The sequence below is a fragment of the Pseudomonas sp. NPDC087814 genome, assembly GCF_044742865.1.
Classification (GTDB): Bacteria; Pseudomonadota; Gammaproteobacteria; order Pseudomonadales; family Pseudomonadaceae; genus Aquipseudomonas.
The window spans coordinates 19664-42265 of record NZ_JBIUVK010000004.1; the positions used below are offsets into that span (position 1 = coordinate 19664).

20 protein-coding genes are annotated in these 22602 nt (G+C 51.7%); 9 read left to right on the forward strand and 11 right to left on the reverse strand.

Annotated elements, in window-relative coordinates; genetic code table 11:
• Positions 1 to 53 precede the first annotated feature (53 nt).
• Positions 54 to 452: a hypothetical protein gene (locus ACIOMR_RS04755; RefSeq protein WP_401192536.1), complete on the forward strand. Its 399-nt coding sequence runs from the start codon at positions 54 to 56 to the stop codon at positions 450 to 452.
• A gap of 128 nt (positions 453 to 580) precedes the next feature.
• Here ACIOMR_RS04755 and ACIOMR_RS04760 read toward each other — a convergent pair whose 3' ends face one another.
• The 3 genes from ACIOMR_RS04760 to ACIOMR_RS04770 all read right to left on the reverse strand — a co-directional run bounded on the left by ACIOMR_RS04760 (position 581) and on the right by ACIOMR_RS04770 (position 3369).
• Complete coding sequence (locus ACIOMR_RS04760) at positions 581 to 1411, reverse strand: hypothetical protein (protein ID WP_401192539.1); 831 nt, start codon at positions 1409 to 1411, stop codon at positions 581 to 583.
• A gap of 192 nt (positions 1412 to 1603) precedes the next feature.
• On the reverse strand, positions 1604 to 2758 hold the full coding sequence (locus ACIOMR_RS04765) for a hypothetical protein (RefSeq protein ID WP_233100582.1): 1155 nt from the start codon (positions 2756 to 2758) through the stop codon (positions 1604 to 1606).
• 137 nt (positions 2759 to 2895) lie between these two features.
• Complete coding sequence (locus ACIOMR_RS04770; protein ID WP_401192543.1) at positions 2896 to 3369, reverse strand: hypothetical protein; 474 nt, start codon at positions 3367 to 3369, stop codon at positions 2896 to 2898.
• A gap of 603 nt (positions 3370 to 3972) precedes the next feature.
• Between ACIOMR_RS04770 and ACIOMR_RS04775 the strand changes: the two genes are divergently transcribed.
• The gene (locus ACIOMR_RS04775; protein WP_401192546.1) at positions 3973 to 4689 is read left to right on the forward strand and encodes a hypothetical protein; all 717 of its coding nucleotides are present in this window, start codon (positions 3973 to 3975) and stop codon (positions 4687 to 4689) included.
• A gap of 90 nt (positions 4690 to 4779) precedes the next feature.
• Here the strand turns inward: ACIOMR_RS04775 and ACIOMR_RS04780 are convergent, their stop codons facing one another.
• Positions 4780 to 5559, reverse strand: a complete 780-nt coding sequence (locus tag ACIOMR_RS04780; protein ID WP_401192549.1) for a hypothetical protein — start codon at positions 5557 to 5559, stop codon at positions 4780 to 4782.
• A gap of 235 nt (positions 5560 to 5794) precedes the next feature.
• Here ACIOMR_RS04780 and ACIOMR_RS04785 point away from each other — a divergent pair, with 235 nt between their 5' ends.
• The gene (locus tag ACIOMR_RS04785) at positions 5795 to 6703 is read left to right on the forward strand and encodes a restriction endonuclease (protein ID WP_401192552.1); all 909 of its coding nucleotides are present in this window, start codon (positions 5795 to 5797) and stop codon (positions 6701 to 6703) included.
• Between the two features lie 235 nt (positions 6704 to 6938).
• Here ACIOMR_RS04785 and ACIOMR_RS04790 read toward each other — a convergent pair whose 3' ends face one another.
• The gene (locus tag ACIOMR_RS04790) at positions 6939 to 7142 is read right to left on the reverse strand and encodes a hypothetical protein (RefSeq protein WP_401192555.1); all 204 of its coding nucleotides are present in this window, start codon (positions 7140 to 7142) and stop codon (positions 6939 to 6941) included.
• An 862-nt stretch (positions 7143 to 8004) separates the two neighbouring features.
• On the opposite strand from ACIOMR_RS04790, the gene ACIOMR_RS04795 reads away from it, so the two are divergent.
• Positions 8005 to 9108 carry a hypothetical protein gene (locus ACIOMR_RS04795; protein ID WP_401192558.1) on the forward strand — a complete coding sequence of 368 codons (1104 nt, stop codon included), beginning with the start codon at positions 8005 to 8007 and terminating at the stop codon, positions 9106 to 9108.
• Positions 9109 to 9244: 136 nt separating this feature from the next.
• On the opposite strand, the gene ACIOMR_RS04800 is transcribed toward ACIOMR_RS04795, so the two are convergent.
• Together ACIOMR_RS04800 and ACIOMR_RS04805 are read right to left on the reverse strand one after the other, a co-directional pair.
• On the reverse strand, positions 9245 to 13210 hold the full coding sequence (locus ACIOMR_RS04800) for a DUF4365 domain-containing protein (RefSeq protein WP_401192561.1): 3966 nt from the start codon (positions 13208 to 13210) through the stop codon (positions 9245 to 9247).
• 343 nt (positions 13211 to 13553) lie between these two features.
• Entirely contained in the window at positions 13554 to 14072 is a 519-nt protein-coding gene (locus tag ACIOMR_RS04805; protein ID WP_401192564.1) for a hypothetical protein, read from the reverse strand.
• Positions 14073 to 14309: 237 nt separating this feature from the next.
• On the opposite strand from ACIOMR_RS04805, the gene ACIOMR_RS04810 reads away from it, so the two are divergent.
• A complete protein-coding gene (locus tag ACIOMR_RS04810) occupies positions 14310 to 14687 on the forward strand; it encodes a type II toxin-antitoxin system CcdA family antitoxin (RefSeq protein WP_401192567.1) in 378 nt (125 codons plus the stop codon).
• 61 nt (positions 14688 to 14748) lie between these two features.
• Here the strand turns inward: ACIOMR_RS04810 and ACIOMR_RS04815 are convergent, their stop codons facing one another.
• On the reverse strand, positions 14749 to 15207 hold the full coding sequence (locus ACIOMR_RS04815) for a helix-turn-helix domain-containing protein (RefSeq protein ID WP_181125586.1): 459 nt from the start codon (positions 15205 to 15207) through the stop codon (positions 14749 to 14751).
• Positions 15208 to 15452: 245 nt separating this feature from the next.
• On the opposite strand from ACIOMR_RS04815, the gene ACIOMR_RS04820 reads away from it, so the two are divergent.
• The 4 genes from ACIOMR_RS04820 to ACIOMR_RS04835 all read left to right on the forward strand — a co-directional run bounded on the left by ACIOMR_RS04820 (position 15453) and on the right by ACIOMR_RS04835 (position 19253).
• Positions 15453 to 15965 (forward strand): hypothetical protein, encoded by a 513-nt coding sequence (locus ACIOMR_RS04820; protein WP_401192570.1) that lies wholly within the window; start codon positions 15453 to 15455, stop codon positions 15963 to 15965.
• A 195-nt stretch (positions 15966 to 16160) separates the two neighbouring features.
• A complete protein-coding gene (locus ACIOMR_RS04825; protein ID WP_401192573.1) occupies positions 16161 to 16889 on the forward strand; it encodes a metallophosphoesterase in 729 nt (242 codons plus the stop codon).
• Between the two features lie 806 nt (positions 16890 to 17695).
• Positions 17696 to 18334: an HAD family hydrolase gene (locus tag ACIOMR_RS04830; RefSeq protein WP_401192576.1), complete on the forward strand. Its 639-nt coding sequence runs from the start codon at positions 17696 to 17698 to the stop codon at positions 18332 to 18334.
• A 709-nt stretch (positions 18335 to 19043) separates the two neighbouring features.
• Positions 19044 to 19253, forward strand: a complete 210-nt coding sequence (locus ACIOMR_RS04835) for a hypothetical protein (protein WP_401192579.1) — start codon at positions 19044 to 19046, stop codon at positions 19251 to 19253.
• 153 nt (positions 19254 to 19406) lie between these two features.
• Here the strand turns inward: ACIOMR_RS04835 and ACIOMR_RS04840 are convergent, their stop codons facing one another.
• From ACIOMR_RS04840 to ACIOMR_RS04850, 3 genes are all read right to left on the reverse strand, one after another.
• On the reverse strand, positions 19407 to 20300 hold the full coding sequence (locus ACIOMR_RS04840) for a hypothetical protein (RefSeq protein ID WP_181125493.1): 894 nt from the start codon (positions 20298 to 20300) through the stop codon (positions 19407 to 19409).
• The gene (locus tag ACIOMR_RS04845; protein WP_401192582.1) at positions 20297 to 21835 is read right to left on the reverse strand and encodes an AAA family ATPase; all 1539 of its coding nucleotides are present in this window, start codon (positions 21833 to 21835) and stop codon (positions 20297 to 20299) included. Before ACIOMR_RS04845 ends, ACIOMR_RS04840 begins: the two co-directional genes overlap by 4 nt.
• A gap of 176 nt (positions 21836 to 22011) precedes the next feature.
• Positions 22012 to 22233 (reverse strand): LysR substrate-binding domain-containing protein, encoded by a 222-nt coding sequence (locus ACIOMR_RS04850; RefSeq protein ID WP_401192585.1) that lies wholly within the window; start codon positions 22231 to 22233, stop codon positions 22012 to 22014.
• Positions 22234 to 22602 lie beyond the last annotated feature (369 nt).

A 22602-nucleotide genomic window follows, 5' to 3' on the forward strand; every position in this document is an offset into this window, starting at 1 on the left:
TGTTTTGGGATAGCGGTAGAGTTAACCCATCTGTTAATTGAATAGAGGCTGATATGGGCTGTCTTCAAGAGTTCGCTCGTCTGACTGAGTTAGTGCATACGCTGGAAAAGCAGAAAGAGCATATGCTTCAGGATGGAGAGCTCGCTAGGGAGTTGGAATTCGAAAGGAAATTGAACGGGCTTTTGGACGAATATGGCGTTCCTAGGAAGCGCTTGTTGGAGATTTTACTGGGCCGTCCCGATGCGCCCCGCCCAATTCGAAAGGAGCTAGCTGATGTGGGGAGTTTGAAAAGCGAAACCCCGGCTCCAACCCCTGCTAAGCAGGCTGCTGCGAGCACAGCACCTGAACCTGGCCTGCGACCTGCCAGCTCAAATGCTGCCGCATGGAGGGAAAAATTTGGACATCGAAGCTTTGAGTCTTGGTTCAATCAAGCGAAGCCTGAGCGCAGCTGAGTTAAGTAGCATTTTTTAGAACATTAACTTAGCGGCTGATTTTGAATTTCCCAGATTTTGAATGGTTAGTGTCGGCGAGCTAGTGAAGTTCGATGCTAACTCAATTCTGAATTGAGATACCGCTATGATCAGATTGCTCCCTGTATGGCTAGAAGTTGTTTCATTTCCGAATAGGCTCTTGCGACCGGTGTGTCTTTGGTCAAGAGCTTGCCAAAGAATGAAGCTGTAATTACATAATCCTGATCGATCAAGTCGTTTGTTATGCGAGCGGCGGGGCGACTGTCGATCCCACCCTTGCTGACCCATTCCATATTGTGCCAAAAGCAAGATATGAAATACCTCAGAATTAGTGGCTTAGTTTTCAGAAACCCTTTGATGCGGACGTCTGAAAATCCTTTTTTCCTGAGAAATACTATCGCACACTCAAAGGCCATTGAATAAATGGCCCCAAGCCGATGCTCATCCGGTGGGGTTTGCCGTAGTTCTTTGGATGCGGTCGGCCCCAGAACAGTTTTCAGCAGGCCGTCTCTTTTCAAGAACTTTTCTTGGTTTTGGACATGATTTAGCTCGTGCTTTTCAATATCTGGCTGAATTTCCTCGATATGTGCAGCGATGAGGCCTAGCCCGGCAGGTGAATCAGATCCTGCTTTCAAATCGTTCATCGCCCTTCGAACGACCTTGGTGAAAGCTTTGTCGACCAAGCGACCTTCCATGCTTTTCAGCTCGGCGCACTCCATTTGAAACGCGACGCCGACAGAAAGCGAAACCGACACGCGACCGGGAATAGACGACAGGGTGGCCAGTGATCCGCGCATGGTTTCGCGCCATTGGGGGCCTTTGCACATTTCGAGGAGTGCAGCGTCCGGAATTAGAAACTTGGCCTTGGGCCTGTCTTCAATTAATTGCTTCAGCTCCTCCGAGCGGAAGTAATTCTGATCCAAGGTGTAAATTTCTGTCATGGGGGAGACCTGAGTTACGCAATCGCTTGTGGAGCAGCCGGAATGGTTCAGGGTGGTTATTACATACAGACCATCAACACGGTTTTTGGATCACGGACGTAGGCGATCCTGGTCGTTTGTCTCAGATGTATCAGCCATCTCATCCTGAATGGCTGAGTCTGCCGTCGTCACGCGGCGTAGATACCATTCCCATCATTCTTGAGCTATTGGCGCAGGCTCCTCGCTACCCTCTGCCCGACTACCGCTCTCATTAGTCTCAACCATGCGCAGCATCTGCTCCCTTACCAGGGGCTCACATTTGTGGCAGGCGAAGTATTTGATTCTCTCCATATCCCCAGTGACGAATTCATCGCATCGCTCACACGTGACAGCACCCCAGCCCCGGTCGAAGCACGATACACAGCTCCACATCCCGTCGATAAAGAATACTGAAGGCTCAGGGTGCTCGCACTTGTGGCAGGACGCGATATGCTCCTGTCCTTCCTCACACCACTCATCTCCCTGGGGATAATGCTTGGCGCAGAGGTTGGTCAGGACGTCGATGGTGATGCCGTGGCCGCAGTTTGGACAAGCGTTTAAACCCTTTTGGAAGAATTTAAATGGAGCGTTGCAGGCGGGGCAGGGCAGCTCTGCGTTGCACTCTTCCACAGCGGTGTCATCGACGCCACACACCATGCAGGTGTAGTCAGTACCCCATGAGTGGGTCTCGCCAACAATAGCGGCGGGCATGTGGCAATGGCCGCAGGGAGTGATTTTTTTACCTTTCCTCTCTTGGATCTCGATTTGAGGCTTCAGAATTTCGAATCGGGTTTTGATGAACTCGCCCTGGCGCATCATGCGCTGGTTGAGCACTTGTAGCTCCACTGCATAGGGTTGAAACACGCCTTCCCATAGCCCGGTCAGGAGCGCATGCAGGTAGTGCCAAGATGCCCATGCTTCGGCAATCACCCCGGCCTGTGTCTTGCTCGGATTATCCATACCTGAATGTGCGAAATGGACAATCTGATTACGGTGCTCGCCCAGTGCCTTGAAGTTGTCAGAGGCGTTCTTGTCGATTTTTTCGCCAAGAATGGACGGGATTCGGTTAAGGGCGTCATCAAGGTAAACGGAGAGGAAATCTCCAACGGCTAGGTTTTGTAGATCTCCGGTCTCAGGCTTTGAAAGCATGAGTGTCCAGTGCTCTTTCATGAGCCGGGCTTTCAGGAACAACTCAACCGCCGTGTACAGATCGACGATGGCATTCTTGGGTTTGGTTTGGAGATGGTCGATAGAGCTATTCACGAAGCCCAGGGCGTTTCGCACCAAGGCGTCGAAGAGCTCTTCTTTCGTCCGGCGTTCCTGCTTCAACCATCTGCGTGCCATAACGCTTTACCGCCTCTTTGTTGATTACTTGCTGCGATTGTAGAAGCGAATGCACCTCGACGGTTGGTTCCCCTTCCGTAACGCTCGCTACGGCCCAGGCGGGAGCCTAGGCCAAGTAATGGCTATTCCTGGAGGGTGACTGTGATGGCAGTAGAATCTATGCCATAAAACCGGGCCATGGCGTCTTTGGCTCCTTTGATCGCTAGGTAGGGCTCGCCCTTCGTCTCTGCTACAAAGCCTTCGACCTCAATAGGAGTACCCTTGCTGAATAGCTCTCTCACTCCGCGAGCTAAGCCTACATTCTCATTGTGATTGAACAAACCGCTGACGGATCCAGAGACCTCGATCGCTTTTCTGAATTTCACATCCCATTGCTTCTCGCCGTCAGGGGATAAGACCTTGCGCCACTCACAGATTTCGAAAATCAAACCACCTGGATCATGCGCAGATCCATCGGATCGGCCCTTAGGCCAGTATACGAACGATACTGCCAACGCCTCTGCGTCATCTACCACGGACAAGCGTAAAGAGGCGCCATCGGTTTTGCTCCACGGAGCGGCGGGCTGATGTCGATAAATGAATTCTCTGTCATTCATGGCAATTCCTTAAAAGATTGCGTTGACTCTTAGACGGCTCGTTGTCGAGACCTTGCCCCGCGATGGCTCGGGAGAGCATCTCACTGGTAGTGAAGGGGGGCTGGACTACGGGTCAGGTGTTGAACAAATGGGGCAAAACTGAGGCGATCGAGTCACACCTTGGCGATCTGCTTTTACACGGCCAGCGTCAGAGTTAACCGCCGATTGGTATACGTTTTGAAGAAACCTCTCCTTCGTGGCTGAGCCGGTGCTCAGGTAAACGGCGATCGAGGCAAACAGTCTACTGGCCTGAGCGCTGTTGCGACAGGACGCTTTTTGGGTGTCTGGAAGAGAGCAAGCTTGAGGGCATTTTCGGGTTGATTAGGACGGCGGGCCTGTACCTTCGCAATGAACGTTGCGCTATGGGAAGCGTGCGTACCTATCGTGAGCTGGAAAAGTTTTGAATAGGTACCGACTCTGCAGGTGCCGAACGCTAGCCTATGCAGACATAAATCAGACAGGTATCACTGAGTGCCTCACGAATCTACCGAAGCGGTACAAAAATGCGAAATCCTACTGCGCACTATGATGGAGGATCTTCAGGCCAAGCGAATCTGGCCGAACATGTCCAGCATCATCGACGGCATGCTCAAACGCCGCATAGAGCTTCCGGAGGTGTACCAAGAGGTTCATGCCTCCCTGGCGCACGCACCCAGAGCCCTCTTCATTTTCTGGGATGTCTTCCTCCATACTGCTGATGGTTGGAACCTCCAGAAGAATCGAGCTGCGCGGCAAGCCCGTGAGGAATTGGTTAGTGTAAACCGCCGGATTAGCGAGCTTGCTGACCAATTGGCAGCATTGCTGGATCGGCGTGATGCCATTCATAACTACTCCGGTTTTCATTCGAATACTCACTATCACATCTTGGATATCGTGCACGAAGCGTCTGAGCACAATGGTCTGTATGAGAGCTATGTGAAAGAAGATCTGGATCGTCTTCAGTACCAATTCGACCTGAAATATTGGCCGCCGTTGAGTGATGTGCTTCAGGCAATCGGCACCGACGCCGAGCGCGCAGAGGTGACTGCCACCGACCCAGCTACTGCAGCTGCCACCGCAAGTAGGAAATCAGGGCGTTCAGATTTCGTGAGGGCGTTTATGACGCGGATCGACGGCGGCAGAATTAAAAATTGTGGCTTCATCCCTGATGAATTCACGCTGTCTGATAGCGGCATGGCCTCGCTCGTCAACTGTGGCCTGGATTTGGCTGTCGATGAACTGGTAAATGCCGAATTCATCAAGCGATTTCGGCAGCGACAGCGTCAAGCGAGCAAGGCCTGAACGCACCTGGGCCAGCGTAGCGCAACAGTGGGTGGCACGATCCTACGAAACCTCGATGCTGACCCTGTCAGCTGTGGGCCAAGAGGGGAGCTAGGACTTCGCCGCGTCCATCCAGCGCTGATAGCTCTGCTCGGCGTGAACCGGGTTATCCAGCCTCGGTTTTGAACGCAAAGCGAACGTCTTTTCAGCCAAGGCCTCCAGCCGCTCTGCTGCTTTAGGCAGCCAGCCATTCTTGATCGCCCAAAGCTTGATGTTCTCTGCCGGCTCTTGGTGGTTACGCGAGCGCAGGATTCTAAGGGTGCGTTTGGCGTGGTCATCATCGGAGGCGTTTAGGACGGCGGTGCCCAAGTTGATCACTGAGGTCAGGGACTTCATTGCTTGCTCAACGATTGGATCGGCGATGAGCTTGATCGCCGGGGCAGCAGACTTCCCAGATTTTTTGGGCTTACCCAGCACTTGGGGTGACCAGGTTCTATTCCAATTTTCAATTGCATCGGGCGTCCATGGGACAGCCACGACAGCGACCAGATTTTGCAGCGAATCGATTTTGTCCATCATCTCCTGGCCTGCAAAGATGGCGATCAGCACGGATGGTTTGGATACCCATTTCAAGGTCTTCATCGTCTCGCAGCGCATCTGGGCGCCGCTAGGCAATGTCACAGGCACTCCTTTGACTAGCTTCGTGTGAATCGTCGCCCCTAGCGCCTCATGGAGAGCGCCAGAGGTGAGTGATGCTTTGGCAGGTACCAAGAAAATGACTTCGAGCGTGCCGGAGGTTTCGCAGAGACGGTCTGCAACTTTGACACCTGCCAAGATGTGCACAGGGCTCTGATTGGTGTCGGGTAGGAGTATCCGTTGTACGTTGGGCATGCAGTCGTCCTTGTCAAAAATGGTCGTCACGGGTGTGGGCCGGATCAGGGTTTCGGAGCTTGTCTCGCTTCCTCTGATAGATCAAGTGATGGGGTTGAATGCCCCTCGGTTGTCGCTAGCTCAATTAACACGCTCCTGCGCAAGAGCGAGGTGTGAGCCGTCAATTGAAAGGTGGTAGTGGCAAGCAGCGTCTGACCTTACACTGGGCTTCCCTTTGACGCGCTTGGACTGTTCAATGAGTTTTCCATCCGACATCAAGCTGGCCATGCGGCAGTGTATTCTCAACGTGCTTTGGCCAAAGGACGACATCCTGAGTTTTTTTGGCAGCAACAGCTGTACCAAGGCAGATATTAACGCCTTGGGTGATTACAAGGCGCTCTCCCGCTCAGCGATCGTTGACGCGATGTTTACTCACTTAAGCCAGAAGCCAGATGAGGGACTGGGTCAGTTTAGGGCGATGTTACAGACGCTTGTCACGTGGACGCATTTTGACGAGTACTACTTTGATCGGCTGCAAAAGTTGGATCGTGTGCATGCTCAGAATGCGATCACGCACCTTAAGCAATTGCAGGAAATTCGTGACCATAAACTCCAGGAACTCAGAAAAGAGCGGGAGCGGCGTGAGTCGGAAAATCGAACAGCCAAATCTACCCTGCCAGACCTCCAGAAGCAGTTCATTTCGCTGCTTCAGGGCGAGCAAACTGGAAGTAAGCGCGGGTATGCTTTGGAGCGAATACTTCATGAGCTCGCTCGCGTCTCTTCGTTGGAGGTGACCGAGGCATTTCGAGAAAGGGGTGAGCAGATTGACGGAGCCATCAAATACGACGGGGAGCACTACCTCATCGAGGCGAAGTGGCAAGAAAAGGCGGCTGCAAACGAGTCGGTGTATCAGTTTGCGGGCAAGGTTGAAGGCAAGATGTATGGCCGAGGTCTCTTCATCTCGATCCACGGTTTCAGTGAGCAGGTTGTGAACTCGCTGATCGCCGGAAAAGCTATCAAGACGGTGTTCATCGACGGGGCCGATCTCATACTCGTATTAGAAGGATTGCTGACGTTCACACAGATGCTGGATTGCAAGATCAAGGCTGCTCAAACACGAGGCTTGATCTACGTTGACGCCATGTCCGGAAGGGCAAAGCTATAGAGCCCCAGTTCACTGGCCTAAACGGCTCTCACGGCATGGGCTCTGCCCAATGCGAGTCGTAAACCTATCGCCCAAAAAAGGTTCTCTCCGGTGCTGCTCCGTGCATGGAGTAGGGTGCCGTCTGGACGATGGTAGTGAATTACCAATAAAGTGCGGCGAAAGTCTCCAGCCAGCGGCTTTCCAGTTCCCCCAGTTCTCTTTGACTAGATTGCTAACGAAGCTAAGTCGTGGGCAATCAAGCTTCAGACGGCCTTACAAGGATAAGCGACTCGTCACCCTGCTCGTAAACCTCTGGTATAGCCTCCTCACTAGGGAACTCCATGGCAACCAAAGCTTTTGCTTGTTGAAAAGCACGGTAGATGGAATGGCCGAATCCAATAGCTGAGTAGAACTGCGCGGCGAAGATACGAGCGGGCAGATCGCCCACATCGCGATTCATGCCTATCGCTGCTGGTACGTGGCGGATGAGTCGCTGAAAGTCACCGTAGCTGAGACGACCAAACCACTGGATCTGGCGTATCAGGAAATCATAATCGGAGCAGGGGCCTTTGCGGCGCTTGCTGTTCTAGTCACTTTAAAGGAGCTAATTTCGTGACCGACAACCAGAAACCAAGCAATAACGAACAAACACGCGTTCCGCCACCGCCGCCGACCACTGAGTATCAACGAAGATCCGAGGAGCCTCCTGTTAATCGTCAGGCCCCTGTAGATCGGCGTCGCTGAGGAAGCTCCGCAGCCAAGTAAGCACTGTACGTGCGTATATTGATCGTTCTCCGAACCTAGGAGAACGGTCGCTTGACTGTGAAACGAGGTTTATCAGGCTGTCACCTGGCAGTTCAGCGGATGGTACTGGTAATACGAGTCTTGGGTGCAGTGAGTACGTGTTATGCGATCCAGCGCTCGGCAGGCTAGGTATCTGAGGTGGGAGCCATGTCCCGGCCCAATATGTTTACACCAGCCCTGGACTTCCAATAGCTTAACTCTGCCGAGATACGCTGGGTGGAGGTTTTGCAGCGGTGCCGACGGTTGAAATATTCTTTATGCTGGTCTCAGGCTTGATGAGCCCGCTATTGGAGTTCTCCAACCTCAGCAACGCTACCAGTGACTCTGCCGAATGACCTTAGTGCCGTTGACCTCGTGGCAACCGACAAGAACATTTCTTCGCGGATATAACTCCTCTCTAGGCATTTCGTGCCTTCGCAACCTATCTCCATTGTGCGCCGCAATTGTCGGTAATGATTTCATTACGCTATCATGAGGCGGGACTGAGCGTACGACGCTTGGCATTTGATTAATGAATCATGGATGAGAAGCCAGTGACTTCAGCAGAGCCGAATTTTTTGTTGGCAAAAGCAAAGCATACCGTCGAGCGCAAACGGCGGGCACGCATAGTAAAGATGATTCTTCCTGGGCTGTTGGGCGTATTATTGTTTGTAATACATTCAGTCCTCTCTCCAATGCTTAACTACAATTTAACTGTGCCGTTTGGGTTGCTGTCTATCGTTTTAATTGGAGTGTCGGCAGGCTTTGTTGTCGTGACGTATCTTCAGACTGGCTTCGCTCTCTCAAAGGAAATCGAAGTAGAGGCTGAGCTGGCTGTTCTAAGAGAGCCGAGCTCTTTGGGTGGCATTGAATCAATTCTTGGTTCGGTGAGGAAAGTCGTTAAAAGTGATAGTCAAGAGTCTTTGTCTGACGATTTGAGAGCGTTACGAGAGGAAATTCAGCGGCTCAAAGTTGAGGTCGATAAAAATTCCTATTTACGCGTGGGTGAGCCTGACCATGAATCTATGCGCCAATTTCTGGACGACTCTGCGGCAGAGGTTGCTGTAAAGGCACACTCTCTTTTGGCAGCTGAAGTGACCCGACAGGTAAAGTCTGATTATATGAATCTACGTTTCGATGAATGTCGGGCGCGGTTACTCCAAGAGATTCGCGATCTCAACCGCAAAGGCAACACCAATCTGGCAATTGGGGCGGGGATTTCTACTATCGGCATACTTCTTTTAGGTGTGACTCTTGTATATGAAGTGACCGAGAGCAGAGATATGCTAACGTTGGCGTCTCATTATTTGCCAAGGTTGTCGCTGATTATATTGATTGAGGTTTTCGCGTATTTCTTCCTGCGCCTATATAAGTCAGGGCTTGTGGAGGTTAAATATTTTCAAAATGAGCTGACGAACATTGAAGCTAGGCAGATTTCTATGGAGGCTGCCCGAGAAGCAGGAGACAACGCTTTGATCGGAGTGGTAGTGACGAAACTTGCGAATACGGAGCGCAACCATATTCTCACAAAAGATCAAACGACAGTTGAGCTTGAAAAGGCTAAGCTTGAGAGCGAATCTAAAGTGGCTTTTGGTAAGTTTGTCACCGATTTTTTCCAGAAAGTGAAACCATCAAAGGAATGATCGGAAGGTATTGAGTAACTGACCTAGCGATGCAACTGAACTCGTCTGATTTACACGACGTCGACAATTGAACCGCCCCCAACCGAGACTGCAGATTAGCCACATAGTGAAGCGTCCATCGCTTGCGGCCTCGCACTCAGCGTTCAAATTTGGGGCTTTGTACCGCTATTCGTGCTGTCGTGTAGGCGTTAGCGAACTCGTACTGGTCAATCGTGCCCCTCGTTAGGCTCTCATTGAGCTCAGTAAAGATTCGTAAACCTTCGCCAGCCTCTACGGATTCCAACTGAGCACATTTTGAACCTAGCAGCTGGATGGCGACCATCTCTAGACGTTCGTCCATGTAGTCACCATGGTGGGACTCGACCAACAGCCTGTAAACCGCCCAAAGTCGTTTGGCGCAAGCCTTCGACAAATGGCCCATGAGTGCCGAGGTGATGATCAGAAGGACTATGGTCTCAAGGGCCTGATCAGGAGCATCCTTTTTCATGGCTGCTTTGATATGCCAGTGCCGCATCAGCGAAGCTAGTCCAATCTCAGGAAGCTGAGCATGCTCCACCAGTACATGCAACGCCGATGCTGCATGCCCCAGCGATTTTTCAAAGGGTACGCGGTAATCCCAGAGCGCCGAGATCATTGAAATGAACCCAGGTTCTGCATCAAGGATTGCTACGCCTTGACGTACGGTTCGTGCAGTAAAGACAGCCGGAGGAAGTAACTGCACAATTTCGGATAGCTGTACGATTATCCCGACCCGCCATTCGCACAGCTGGGCAATTTTGCCCGCTTTTTCAAGTGGTGAAAGCTGCCCAACTTCTGTCAGGGCGTAAAGGACGTCAAGTGTGCAGAAGCCATCCACCTTGGAACCTGCGGCGCAAAAAATGCGCAGCGCTTCGTCATCAGAATAGAGCCGGTACCGTTCTGGCTCTTTGGCGCATATCTCCGCCATTTCGCTGTTGCTTCGCCCAATGACTTTTGAAGGCAGTGCTTCGTTTGCTTCTTCTGACGAGGAGGGCTGGAGGATGGAAGCGAGATGGGCTTTCAAGGCGTTCTGTAGTGCCAAGCACTTGCTTCGCATCGGGCTTCCGAATACAGGATTCGTGAACTCGGCAAGCTCCTCCATTGCGGCTCTGGCCACTGCAATTTGACCGAAGAAAGTGATGACGGCGTCGATGAGCCCCAAATCATTGAGGACTAGCAGCGCTGTCCAATCCAGCAGAGGCACACGCTTGCGCAGGGAATCGGCACCGGCGGGTTGCCAGCCAATATCGTTGACCATCGCCAAGTGATACTGGCGATCATCGCGGCTGGACACTTTGGCAACTTCCCACAGATGCACGATATCGCAAATGCAGGACAGCACCAGTCGCGGGCGCCATGAGAAAGGGATGGTGGATAATCCCTGCCGGAGGGAGCGCTCCAACCGTTTCTGGAACGCTTCTCTGTCGGGCGTCAGCCCAGTCAGTGCTTTTAGGCTTTCAACCAACTCCCTGCCAGAGGCGCCATCTCGAACCTCGCCTCTCCAGAGCATCCGGGAATTCGGAAAATTTCTGAAGAATGCATCAGCGCGTGTTCGGAATTGCTCCCTATCCTTAGCAAGGTCGATGTCACTGCGTCCACCCAGGGTACCGATCAGGTGCATCATCAAATAGGTGCCTTCCTGGCTCTCTACGCTCTGATCCACCAGTTCGCCTGCTCGCAGGGCCAGCTCCAATAGTCTGTCGCTCGTTGGGTCGGAAAACTGAATGAGAAAGAACAGTAACTTCACGAACTCCAGCTGTTCTCCTTTGGACTTTGCAGTTTCGAGAGCCCTCTCCGCCGCCTCTACGGCGTCATCGAGGTAGCCGCAGCGAGTGGCGATCGTGGCATAGGTGTTCAGAGCCAGTGGGTCGTCGGATCCTGTAGCAACAATTTTCAACAACCGATCGCGCGCTTTTTCCGTTTCGCCTAGATGATCAAGTGCCAATGCCTCGAAGGCCCCCATTCGATCACCCGACTCAACGCGGACTTTATTGCTTTGACACAGTTCTACGATGCCCTGCCAATCTTTCAAAGCTACCAACGCCATCCCGAGGCGCGCCGCCATCGCAGGCGAGAGTACGTAGTGCTCTGTTATTCTTTCGGCGAGTCGAACACACTCCATCGCACTGTCTGAATCGGTGGGATCAAGCTCGTGGATGAGTGTGAGTGCAATGCTCACGGGCTGATCCAATTCCTCATACCGTGCCTGCAGCGTCTTCAAAGCTTCATCTTTGGCCAACCTGCTCATCTCCAACTGGAGATAAAAATGTGCGAGGGCGGCTTGGGGAGCTAAATCAGGATCTGATTCGAGCAGACTCATCCACTGTTTCACTAGGCCAGGCTGAACTGATTTGTGAGCAGAAATCGAGGCGGCGGTGACAGCCGAGCCAAAAAGGGGATGGCTGCGTTCCACGGTGCCGACGTATGTGCCAAAGCTTTGGTAGCATGCCCGGAATTTACGGGTCTCATATAGCAAGAGCGTGTTCCAGAGATGCTTGTCAGGTGAGTCGGGCAACTGATCATTTGCCGACAATGCGAGGGTGAAGTCCGATAACTGACCCGCAATGCTCCGTAAGACCTCATGGATATGAGGCAAGTCCGGGCGCTTCTGCACAGCATCCTTCAGGTCTGCAAGTATCGACTCTGCCTTTCCGAGTGCCGACGCTGTAGCCCCCCATATGTCGACAAGCTGCTCTATGTTGGAATCCCACCCTGACGCCTTTATAGATAACACCGCGTCGTTAATCGCAGCCCAAGCCTCCTCAAGCTTCTGAAGGTTTACACCCGGAAGACCTGCGGGTGGGATAGATTCACGTCGCTGCGTACTGGCGGTGGCCAAAGCTAGGGAAAATTTGGCTCGGGCCCTAAGCAAAAGTAACAGTTCACGTATGTCATCGGATGCCTCGCAGGCTGCAAGGCCCGCTTCGCAGTCAGTCAGGGCATCTGCAGGCTGCTCAGACAACCAATGTGCAAACGCTCTAGCGAAAGACCGTTGAGGTTCTGGCAGCAAATCAGCCAGCTCAATGGCCAGCTCATAATGCCCTTGCACAGCATGGAGTCGGGAACGAACAGCGATGACTATTGGGTCTTCACCCTCCAGCAGATCATGCAGCTCAGCAAGCGATTCGTTATCGTGTTCGAATCTGATGCGGATCTCTGCTTCCACCAAAGCGGCTCGGTACTTGGGCAAAGGCGTTGCCTCATACGCGTTCTGGTATGAAGAGGCTGCCGCTTCGTTATCCCCGGTTTGAACCTGCCAGTTGCCACGTAGACGCCAATATTCTGCGCGCTCCAGCGTGGTCGAGTTTTCGAGCTTTGGCTCTGCCTCGTCGAGCTGTATCTTCGCTCGATCCAGCGCAGTTACTTGGAGATCCGCTTTGGCCTGAGTCAAATTCCAGGCAAGCGTGCCCCGAGCTGGGTTAACCCAGTAGTCTTCCGTTGAGCCTGCCAAGGCGTTCATCAGCGCAGGCCCTCTTGCAGCCACACCTTCTACCACCCCCTGAACCAAGGTTAAGCGGTCATCTGCTTGCATCCCAGGGTGGGTTTGCTGAGCGCGCTGGCTAAGGACGTGCCCTACGCGAGACAGTTCGTTCTGGTGACGAATGCCCTCAGAGAGATCCGTAGTCCTTTTCAGAATGTTTTTTGTTGGCGCGCGAAGGGTGACGTATTTCTGTTCGGCAGATAGATCATCGACGGTGATGCGGATCAGCTCATCCCTAAGCCAAACGTAGTAAAGAGGGCAGTCAACAGGATCTTCATTTACCGAAAGGTCGCAGATCACTAGGAGCACCGGTTCAACGGCTCTGGCGTAATAGCGGACAGTGGTGGCTTTCAGAGTCACCGAAATGTATTCGCCATCCGCCGTCAGGCTAGGAGAGCGGGTGCCTTTAAGTTGGATACGAAAAATATCCGTCGCGCGTTGATTCGGCGTGGTCTGCACCTGGAAGTCATAGCCATAGTCGTCAGTCCCTTCTAGGCTTTGCACCCGCCAATCCTTGGGATGACGAGCCATCAGACAACGTGTTGCATCTGCATTGATGTCGTGCTGATCACCCGTCCCTGGTAAAGGCCCATCAACTGGCATGGTGCTTCCTCGGCATAATCAAAAGGGCGCAGATGGCGTAAAAAAGGCGTTCTCGGTGCATTTTGTTTAGGAGTATACAGCCCTCTAAACGGGGCTTGGGGTCACCTACGTGATCAATATCTCTGTGTCTGGACTGATAGGCAGGTTGGGCGCATACCTGTCTCGCACAAGACTGCCCAAGGTTATCCGAGTTCCGGCCTTTCCAAAGCGCCTCGTAATGGCTTCTGATGCTAGCCCGGTTAATGCATGCCGGCGGAACGATACCCTACCTAAAGCATCCGGCTAGGTGGGCTCTCACTGGGCCCATCCGCCCCTGTCACTCCCAATTGTCCCCCGGGCCTATCTACGCCTTCGATGTGCCAAGCTCCTCAAAAGGCCGGATAGCCCGTGCGTTATCGAGCCAGTCCTCAGGGTCTTCAAGTTTCTCTCTGATGTAGTCGCCGTCGCGATTGCGGTAGCCGAAGGCCAAGTACCGAAGATTTTCACGGTGGATCATGTAAGCCGCCGTGACCCTAGCCTCGGAGGCATACTCTGCTCCATCGAAGACGGGGGCGAGCAGGCCCATTCTGGCCAGCGTGAGCTCAGTCTGCTCTCGCACAAACTCGACGAAAAGTTGCTGTGGGTCTGCCACCTCTGCTTTGAGCTCCTTAGGCCTGCCATCTTCATGTTCGAGGCCGTATAGGTAAGCCGTCCCCTGAGATTCCACAAACAACACATTCTTGAAAACCCGACATGCCCCTCCAGGCTCGCAAGCCTTAATGTCAGCGAGCCAAAGCTCGTCATGCTGCGAGTCTGGGAAACGCCCAGCGAAACGCGGGTTTGAGGCTGAGTAGATGGTGGCTGGTGTGATGCTGTCCTGCATGGCTGCGCTCCCAAAAATGCCGTCGAGTGTCGTCCGTCATCGAGTGTAGTCGCTCACGGTGACGATTAATGACGACTATTCTGGCCATGGACTTGGGCGTTGAGGTGTAGGCTAGAATCTGCCCCGTCACGAACGAGGAGTGTCGATGGCATGCTAGGCGTTCACTTCTAGGGTTTGCTGGCTTGGAGCTTTCGAGCAGGACAGCCCATTCGCGCAGCACAATATAGGAGATAAGCCATGCCGCTCGGCTACGATCCAAATGCCCCCAAACAGGCTGTCAGTGTTCTCGTGAACGGTGACCTTCTGGAGAGGGCAGCGCTCATCGACCTGAACCTCTCCGCCGTTTTAGAAAGCGCCATAGCTGAAGCTGTCGATCGGTTTCATGAAGCTGAGCAGGGCCTTGGAGAAAACCGAGACGTCATACTTGACGAATCAGTAGGTCAGATTGACCCCAATGTGCTGGGGGCAGCTATTGGTGTTTTCGGTAACGCGACTCTCGCGAAAAAATGGCTGATCACTCCAGCGAGAGCGCTGGGCAACAAGCGCCCAGTAGAGGCGGATATTGAACAGGTCATGGATCTGATAGCGCGAATAGAAAACGGCTTTGGTGCCTAGTAAATCGCGTCAGTTTGCCGCCTGGAACCATGCCCGAAATCACCTCAAGCCCACTCCTTGATCAAAGCTCATGCCAATGCCGCTGAACGGTGGATCTTGGAAGCCCCAGTTCTTTCGCTACCTCGACCTGCGTCAGCCCCTGGCTTTTGAGCTTCTGGACGTCCGCGCGCGTAGCCGCAGCGCGGATGCTTGTTGGGTGAGTGCTATCCACGGCCAGTGCCGATGCTGGTGGAGTTTGATCCGCCAGCCCGAGGGCCTCCAATTCGCCGAGTGCCTGGAGCAGCACCGCTCTTGGTGAGTCACGTGAATCAGAGGCAGTAGCAACGGCTATTAGAGCAGAGGGTGAGAGGCCCAGCGTATGGGCTAGGTCTGCTGCTACTTTGAGTGTCGGTGTGGTCTTCCCGCTTTCTAGCTGGCTGACGTGCGACGCGGCCACCGTGCCGCTGAGGTCTTTTTGCGTAAAACCTTTGGCCAGGCGAATGACGCGCAGCGCGGCGGCGAAGCCAGTTTGAATCGACATTAGGCCTTCTCAAAAGGAGACGGTATGCCTCGTTTGCCTGCGCCCGAACAAATCTATATATTGATCCGAATGGGTTTTGCTCGTCTCCATGGCTAGCTCCTGGCATGCCGCACGGCGCGGCATTTCAGCAACATGCCTGCGATGGATTCCATGGTGAGGGGTGGCGCGCCCTCCTGGGCTCGTGCCCAGGCGCAATTAAGACTCAAATCGCTTTATGTACAGGGTAGGTACTAAGGAACGCTAGGATGTCAGATCTGAAGAAAGTAACTGTCACTGTTAAGAATTTTGAGTCCAGCTCTTCCGACGACTATGCGCGTCTTTACAAAAAGGTTCGTCTTTTAGATTCGTCTGGGAAAAATGTTTATTTTAAAAATCTAATTGTTCCAAAGTACCTTGAGCGTCGAGGTGCATTTGCACAGGACGTGTTGAGAACTTGGTATATAAAAAGCGTTCATAAATCCGCAGTGGTATTGGTAGCGTTTGAAACCCAGAACGGTACGGTTGAATATGACCTTGATGAAGTTCGAAACTTGTCCCGCAGGGGCCTCTGGTGGGGAGTCCTGATTGGTATCGCCGCAATTCCTGCTGGATGCATTGTGGCAATTGCGACTTATGGGGTCGGCCTAGCGTTAATCCCTTTTGCTTTTTATCAAGCATATATGCAGGTTTTCAAAATTCCGGCTCGGTTGAGTCGTGAGCAATTGCTTCGAGACTTTTCTCTGCACGGCATTCGCGTAGATGAGGGTTGGTCTCGTTAAGTCTTTGGGGCGAAGGTGCTCAAACGGCCTAAAGTTATGAGCAGGTGCTCGTATCGCTGCTCAAAGTCAATCTGCTCCGAGCTTCAATATACCGATAAAGCGTCAATTAGAAGACCCATACACCGCCAAGCGGCTGTTCTAAGGTTGGCCAAAAATGCCGTCCCGGCTCGTTATCTGGGAGGCAAGGGTTCCCTGATGAAGATTTTGATTTACTCGGATCTGCATAACGAATTCGACTGCTTTGCCCCACCCGATATCGATGTTGACCTGGTCGTCCTGGCTGGGGATATCGATCTCCTGCACCGAGGGGTGAGGTGGGCAAATGACGCGTTCACGAGTGATGTGATTTATTGCAGCGGTAACCACGAGTTCTACAAAGGTCATCTCACTCGTACTCGTGAAAAAATGGAGGCAGCAGCGGCCTCCCATGTGCATGTCCTGGACAACCAGGTCTGGACGTCGGGCAGTGTCCGATTTCTTGTCGCGACCGGTTGGACAGATTTCTCCGGAACTGGTGATGTGATGGCTGCTTCCAGCGCGTGCGTGCGGGAAATGAATGACTTTCGAATGATCCGTACGGGTAGCGAATACCGTCGCATTCGTCCTACGGATCTCATTGAGAAAAATCGAACAACTTACGAGTTTCTGCGCGAGCAGCTCGCGATTCGCTATGTCGGCAAGACGGTAGTCATCACTCATCATTGCCCTATCCAAGAGGCCTCTGGGTCAGAGCATTCAGGACATTTGAGCGCCGGCTATTTCAATCGTTGGCACCAGTTAGTTGACCAAGCCGACGTCTGGATCTTCGGGCATACCCACCATTCGCTCGATCAGTTTTTTGGGCAGTGCCGGCTGATCTCGAACCCTCGGGGATACCCGTCCGAAGAAACGGGCTTTGACCCTAGCAAGATTCTGGAGATTTAAAGTGTCGAAAGTAGTGAGGAGCTCGGCGGGTGACGTGACTCCCATCCCTCTACAAGTCTTAGCTGCGAAGCGTATCAAGTGGGGCGTTGTCATCGATGCATACCTTACCGATGTTGCGAGGGTAGGATCACGATACTCAGCCATGGTCTTCTCGGATCGTGCGGGTCTGATAGAGGACGGAGAGACCGTCGCCACTCCCCCCGCCAAGCCTGTCGCTGAGCAGCAGGGCTTCGTATTGCTCCGGAGCATTAGTGGTCGTGATCATTACGTCGTTGTGAATTGGCTCGAAGCCGATGAGGCCAGCACTCCTGCCAGTCCATGAAATGATCCGGATCATGAGTCTTGGGGCGGTTTATGGCGGGGATGTATGCCCCCGTATGAGGCAATCGCTTTCGCGCAGGCGATGTCCGGATCACTGCCTATGAACTGTCGATACCCAGTTCAGGATGCTTTTGAAGCTTTCCTAGGTGGTCGCTGAGGTGTTAACAGGGTAGTGCACGCGGTCACTTATGCTGCTTGCCAGCAACGTTGGCTTTCCATTTTTGGACAAAATATCACGCTCATGATCGCAGCTATCCTTTGGCAGAAGCGGCTTGGAAAACACGCATCTCAGAAAGTTGTAAACCTCTTTTTTCACGTGTTAACCACCTCGGTTTACAAGTCGGAAAACCGGTTTACAGTCCTATGATTCCTAGGGGCACGTCCTGATTGAAGTCATTGGCGGAACAGACTCGGGTGGCCTCCAGCGGCTTTTCGCGCCGAGCACTCATGGCGTTTGAATCAGGTTGGTCAGGAGAAAGAGTATTATGATTTCAGCCGCCGTATTCGATGCATTTGGTACCGTTGTTCGTATTCGCCGACGCACCAACCCTTACGGTGCTTTGTTCAGAGAAGGCCGTCGACAGGGGGTGATGCTCGCACCCAACAGCGCTCATTTTGCGATGACGACAAACCTCACTTTTGATCAGATGGCTGATCATCTGAGTATTGAGCTTTCTCCCTACAAGCGAGCCGAGCTGAATGATGCGTTGGGGAAGGAGCTGGCATCCATAGAGCCATACCCAGATGCACTCGAAGCGATTTCCAGGCTCCAGGAAGCCGGGGTCATGATTGGCATCTGTTCGAATCTGGCCCAGCCCTTCGGCCCTGTGATCAGGAAGGCCCTTCCGCATGTGCAGTGTCACGCGTTCAGTTACGAGCTTGGAGTTATGAAGCCCAATCCTGAGATCTATCTGGCCGTATGCCGAGAGATGGGCGTGGAGGCGGGTTATCGCTACGACGGAAAAGGGAGGGTGGTGATGATTGGTGATTCGAGAAAGTGTGACAGAGATGGCCCTGGCGGTGTGGGGATAATGGGGTACCACTTGGATCGGTCAGGTTTGGGACAGATCAGCGACCTCATGCAGTTCGCTAAACGGGTCATCGGGCACGACTGTGCTGGGTGAGTGGTAAGCATCCTAAATGGCGGCCAGGCGACTCATTCAAGGGATGGCTCAGGCAGCCGTTGAGCTCACCTAAATACCGGGAAGACCGTCCTTGGCACGTTGCTAATGAACCCCAAATTAGGGGGGGGGTAGTGACCTTTTTAGAGTGCACCGAAATTCTATTTATTGGGGACAACGTCAGACAAATTTACGTTTCTGCGACATTTAATGTCACTTTAAGTTTTTTTTGCACCCCCCCCCCTCTTGAAAATTTTAAAGCGAGACGGAGCTCTTATATTTGAGAGCAAGGAAAAAGCTCGGTGGTGATGCTGCCGACGATTTCTGTTCAGGCGTGGTGACATGGCCACGCTTGATGCTTTTGATCTTCAAGGCTTTGGAGGTCTCTGGTGCCTTGCCTTGCCGATAGGCAAAGGCTGGCGGGGGAGGTCGGTATTTCGGCCAAAGGCCGCTGCTTTTGCTTTTGACTCCAAACAAGGAATCTGACTCACACAAAAATCCTGAGTAGGGTAGCTGCATCTGAAATGTCACCCATGTCGTACAACACGGTTTGGATGAGCTCGTCCCGCATTTTGCGCTAGCGATGCTCAAAAACCTTAAGTGGCTTCGGGCCCAGGCCTACTTCGATCCTTTCTAGGTTTGCGCCCGGAAAGAAGGGCCAACAATTCGAAGGCGGTATTACTGGGTGGGGTGATTGCGATGAGGAGGTTGGTTGGACGGCAATGTTGAGAAGCTTTTGTGGGAAAGGGCCGTGCAGGCTTATGGCGATTCAGTGGTGGACACGCTGAACCAAGACATCAATCAGATTAGCGATCTGAACGGCAAGAACATCGAGAATGCGAAGTCATCGTTGGCAGCTTGCGTAGCGCTGGATGAAGAGGCTATCCGGCTTCAGCGCCGTGTAGGTGGATTCAGGATTTAGGGAGGAACAATTGCCAATGTATCCGTACGGCATGAAATTTGAGGGAAGTGGTACTTATCACGCCTGACTGACTACGTTTTGACAGCTGCCCATGTAAGGTGCAATTGTGCATCCTGCATGGGCAGTGAGCGGGTACTCTCGTATAGCGATATCTCAAAATGAATCATAGATATCGGCAAACATCTTCCCTAGCAGATATTTGTTGTGGTTGGCTCGATCAAATCTTAATAGTTCAGATTCATTAAATGAGAGTCCGAGCTGGGTGTTTATTTTGGCTTCTTCGAGATTTCTTTTCGCAATAAAGAAATCAATGGCTTCCATTAATAGGATGTCATAGCGCTCATTTACTATGAATGTCTTAAGAGAGTTCTGGGATTTTTCACACTCATCCGGGGCGCGCGCGACGATTTTTACACCATTGTCATCACCAGTTATTGCATCAGAAAGGCCAGCAGGGTTTCCGGAACTGACGAGTTGGAACTTGATTTGTTCGTCGTCAAATAGCGGATTCAGATGAGGATTTTTGAAGAAGTCTTTCTTCCCTTTCAAGCTGGAGTTGCAACTTGAGCAGCTCGGAACGAGATTGTATAAGGTTAATGCAAGGTGCGGGTATTCATCTTTATAGAAAAAATGATCCAGCGTAGGTCGGAATGATCCTCCCTTGGTTTTTATGGTGAACGCATAAGCATGATTGCAATACGGACAGATTCTTGTCTTGGATTTCTTGCATAGCGCGTAGGCATTCCATTGTCCGTATTTGCTGATAAATTTTTCGTAATTAAATATTTGCTCAAGATCTTTTATGAGAAGTGCTTTTTGATCACCTAGTTCTTCAGAGTAGGATTCCAGGATTTCCATGCTTTTTAGAAGGTCTGAAAGCTTGGAAGAAGTTATGAGTTCTCTCGTGTTGCATACAAAGTAAAATGCCGGTTTTCTTGGGCCGCACTCTTCATGTTGAGCATCAATAAAGTCTTGAATGATTTTATTGAGGTATTTCTCGTGGTCTTTTTCTGCTGCTTTCCAGTTGTCACGTATGGCAGCTATCAATTTTCACCTCGGTGGCGATTTGCAATATGGTCTACTTCAGCCTTGATGATGGGGTTATCAATGCTTTCAATTACGAATTTGTCAATTTCGCTCGCGTGACCTGATTTTATCGATTCGACTGCCGACTTGATTTTTGCAGATGCAAACTCTCCAATGGTCTTGGCTCCGAATGACTGAGTAAGCAATGTGTGTAATGGGGCTGCAAATGCGCTGGGTGCATCAGTCTCACCAAGAGATTCCATTCGGCAAACGAATTGCTTAGGTATATCAGTTGCGAGTAGTGGCGAGTGGGTGGCAATGATCAATTGGAGAGATGAAATTCCTTCTCGGCATTTTAAGTTTGATAACATTCGATTTAGTTGCTCTATGTACTTGCGCTGCCATTCTAAATGCAAGAAGGCATCTCCTTCATCAATCAAGAGTAGAATTTTCTTCAACCCTTTTTTTGAATATGATGAAATTGTCTCTGAAATGAGTGCGAGTTGTGCGATTACAGCAAATTGCCCGGAGCTCATATTTTGGAAGCCGACATCGAAGAAACGCTCAAGATTTGACTGTTTCAGAATAGATGAGTCTTCATAAGGCTCTAGGGCGATTTCCGAATACGCCTGACTGCCAAGTTTGGTATCGGCAGAGCGTTGTTTCATGAAGAATTCAAGGGATTCTATGTCGCTCAAAAACTCTGCTGTCCATTGGGTTTGAGCACCCAGGAACCACTGGTCACGTAATTCAAGGGCATCAAAAATTATAAAACGTATGTCCTTTTTATTTCTCCGGATGTCTTTGAGCAAATGGTTGATTACCGCAAGTAGGGCAAATAGATTGTGTTCGCTTGTAGCTCGCGACTTAAGTTGGCGGTAAAGCAAGCTTGCGGAATCTTCAATAACCTTCTTTTTTAATTTTTCTTTTTCTAGCTGGCGTTGCTCCTCAGCTTCCATTGACTCGATTGGGCTGACGGACTCTAATGTAGCGACCAATTTAACTGAGCGACTTTCGTCGAGAAGGTTAAATAAGTCGGGAAACATATCCATAAGTGCAAAAGGGATATTCTCTTCATTCGGGTAATTTTGCACCATTAGAACGTCCACGAGGGATTTGCATACATCCCTCACATTGATTCTGCTTACAGCATATAATTTGGGGGAGATATCGAATTCTGCGAGAATATCTGTGTGATGGCGTAAGTCAAATGCCGAGAGTGATTCGCCCCATTTTGGTGATATGTCTACGAAATTTCTAGTTGCATGAGGGCGGCGGCCTGACTGTACTGGGGCGTAATAAATTACTCCCCACTTGCTGCGCATTTCTGCAAACGACAAGCTTTTTCCGTTGTCGAGGTGGATTTCGCTGGAGTAATGGTCTCTCTTTGCTGAGGGTAGGAACTTTCTGATTATTTTCCTGAATATAGATGTTTTGCCCGAGCCATTGTTGCCGATAATTAGCGATATTGAGTCGACGTCAAAAATATTAGGTGTGCCTTCAGTGGCAAGATTTAGGCTGATCACGTGGTCATCTACTTCGATCTTACTTATCATTTCCATGGGCTCATGTGTTATCGAAATCTATTGAGGACGGCTCGCGTAATTCACTCGTTTGTTACTAAAGCCTTGCTCTGTTTCCACTGGCGAAGGATTACTGGGATGACGATCAGATACAGGTGCATACACCTGTTAGTCGAAAGCACCTGGCTGGTCGACCTCATACCAAGGAATTAACCGATATCGGCCAGCAAATGGTCGAGCATCTTCTGCACTGAAACCGGTAGCTCCTCATCCCGGCAGGAGACGTACATCCGCCGGATGGCCCAGGCATTGCCGAGCGGCACAAGCCGAAGGTTCAGCTCCTGAGCGAAGGCTTCGGCGGCAATCTTGGGGAGGATGCCGATGCCCAGACCTGCCTCGATCATCTTGCAGATCGCCTCGAAGCTCTTCACCTACACGCGTAATCGAAGCTTCTTGCCCTCGGCCTCCGCCGCCCCCTCCAGAAGCTTGAGCATCGCGGTGTTGCTCTCCAAAACCACAAGATCTGAGTCAACCAGGTCAGAGAGGCTCAACCGACGCAGGCCCAGGGCAGCATGTTGCGGCATGATGCAGGATTCAAATGCCTTGTTACAGCTCTTATCCGAATTGCTGGGGATCGAGGGTAGGCACTGCCCTTCTTGGCTATCCCTGATTTAAAGCCCTGTTGTTGGCATCTTATGGGCGCTGGTTCTAATATGATGACGTTTTGCCATTGAGTCGGCGGAGGCGGAGTAGTGGCCTCCACCGTCACGGATGAAGCTCCTATAAGCTCAGCATGCCGA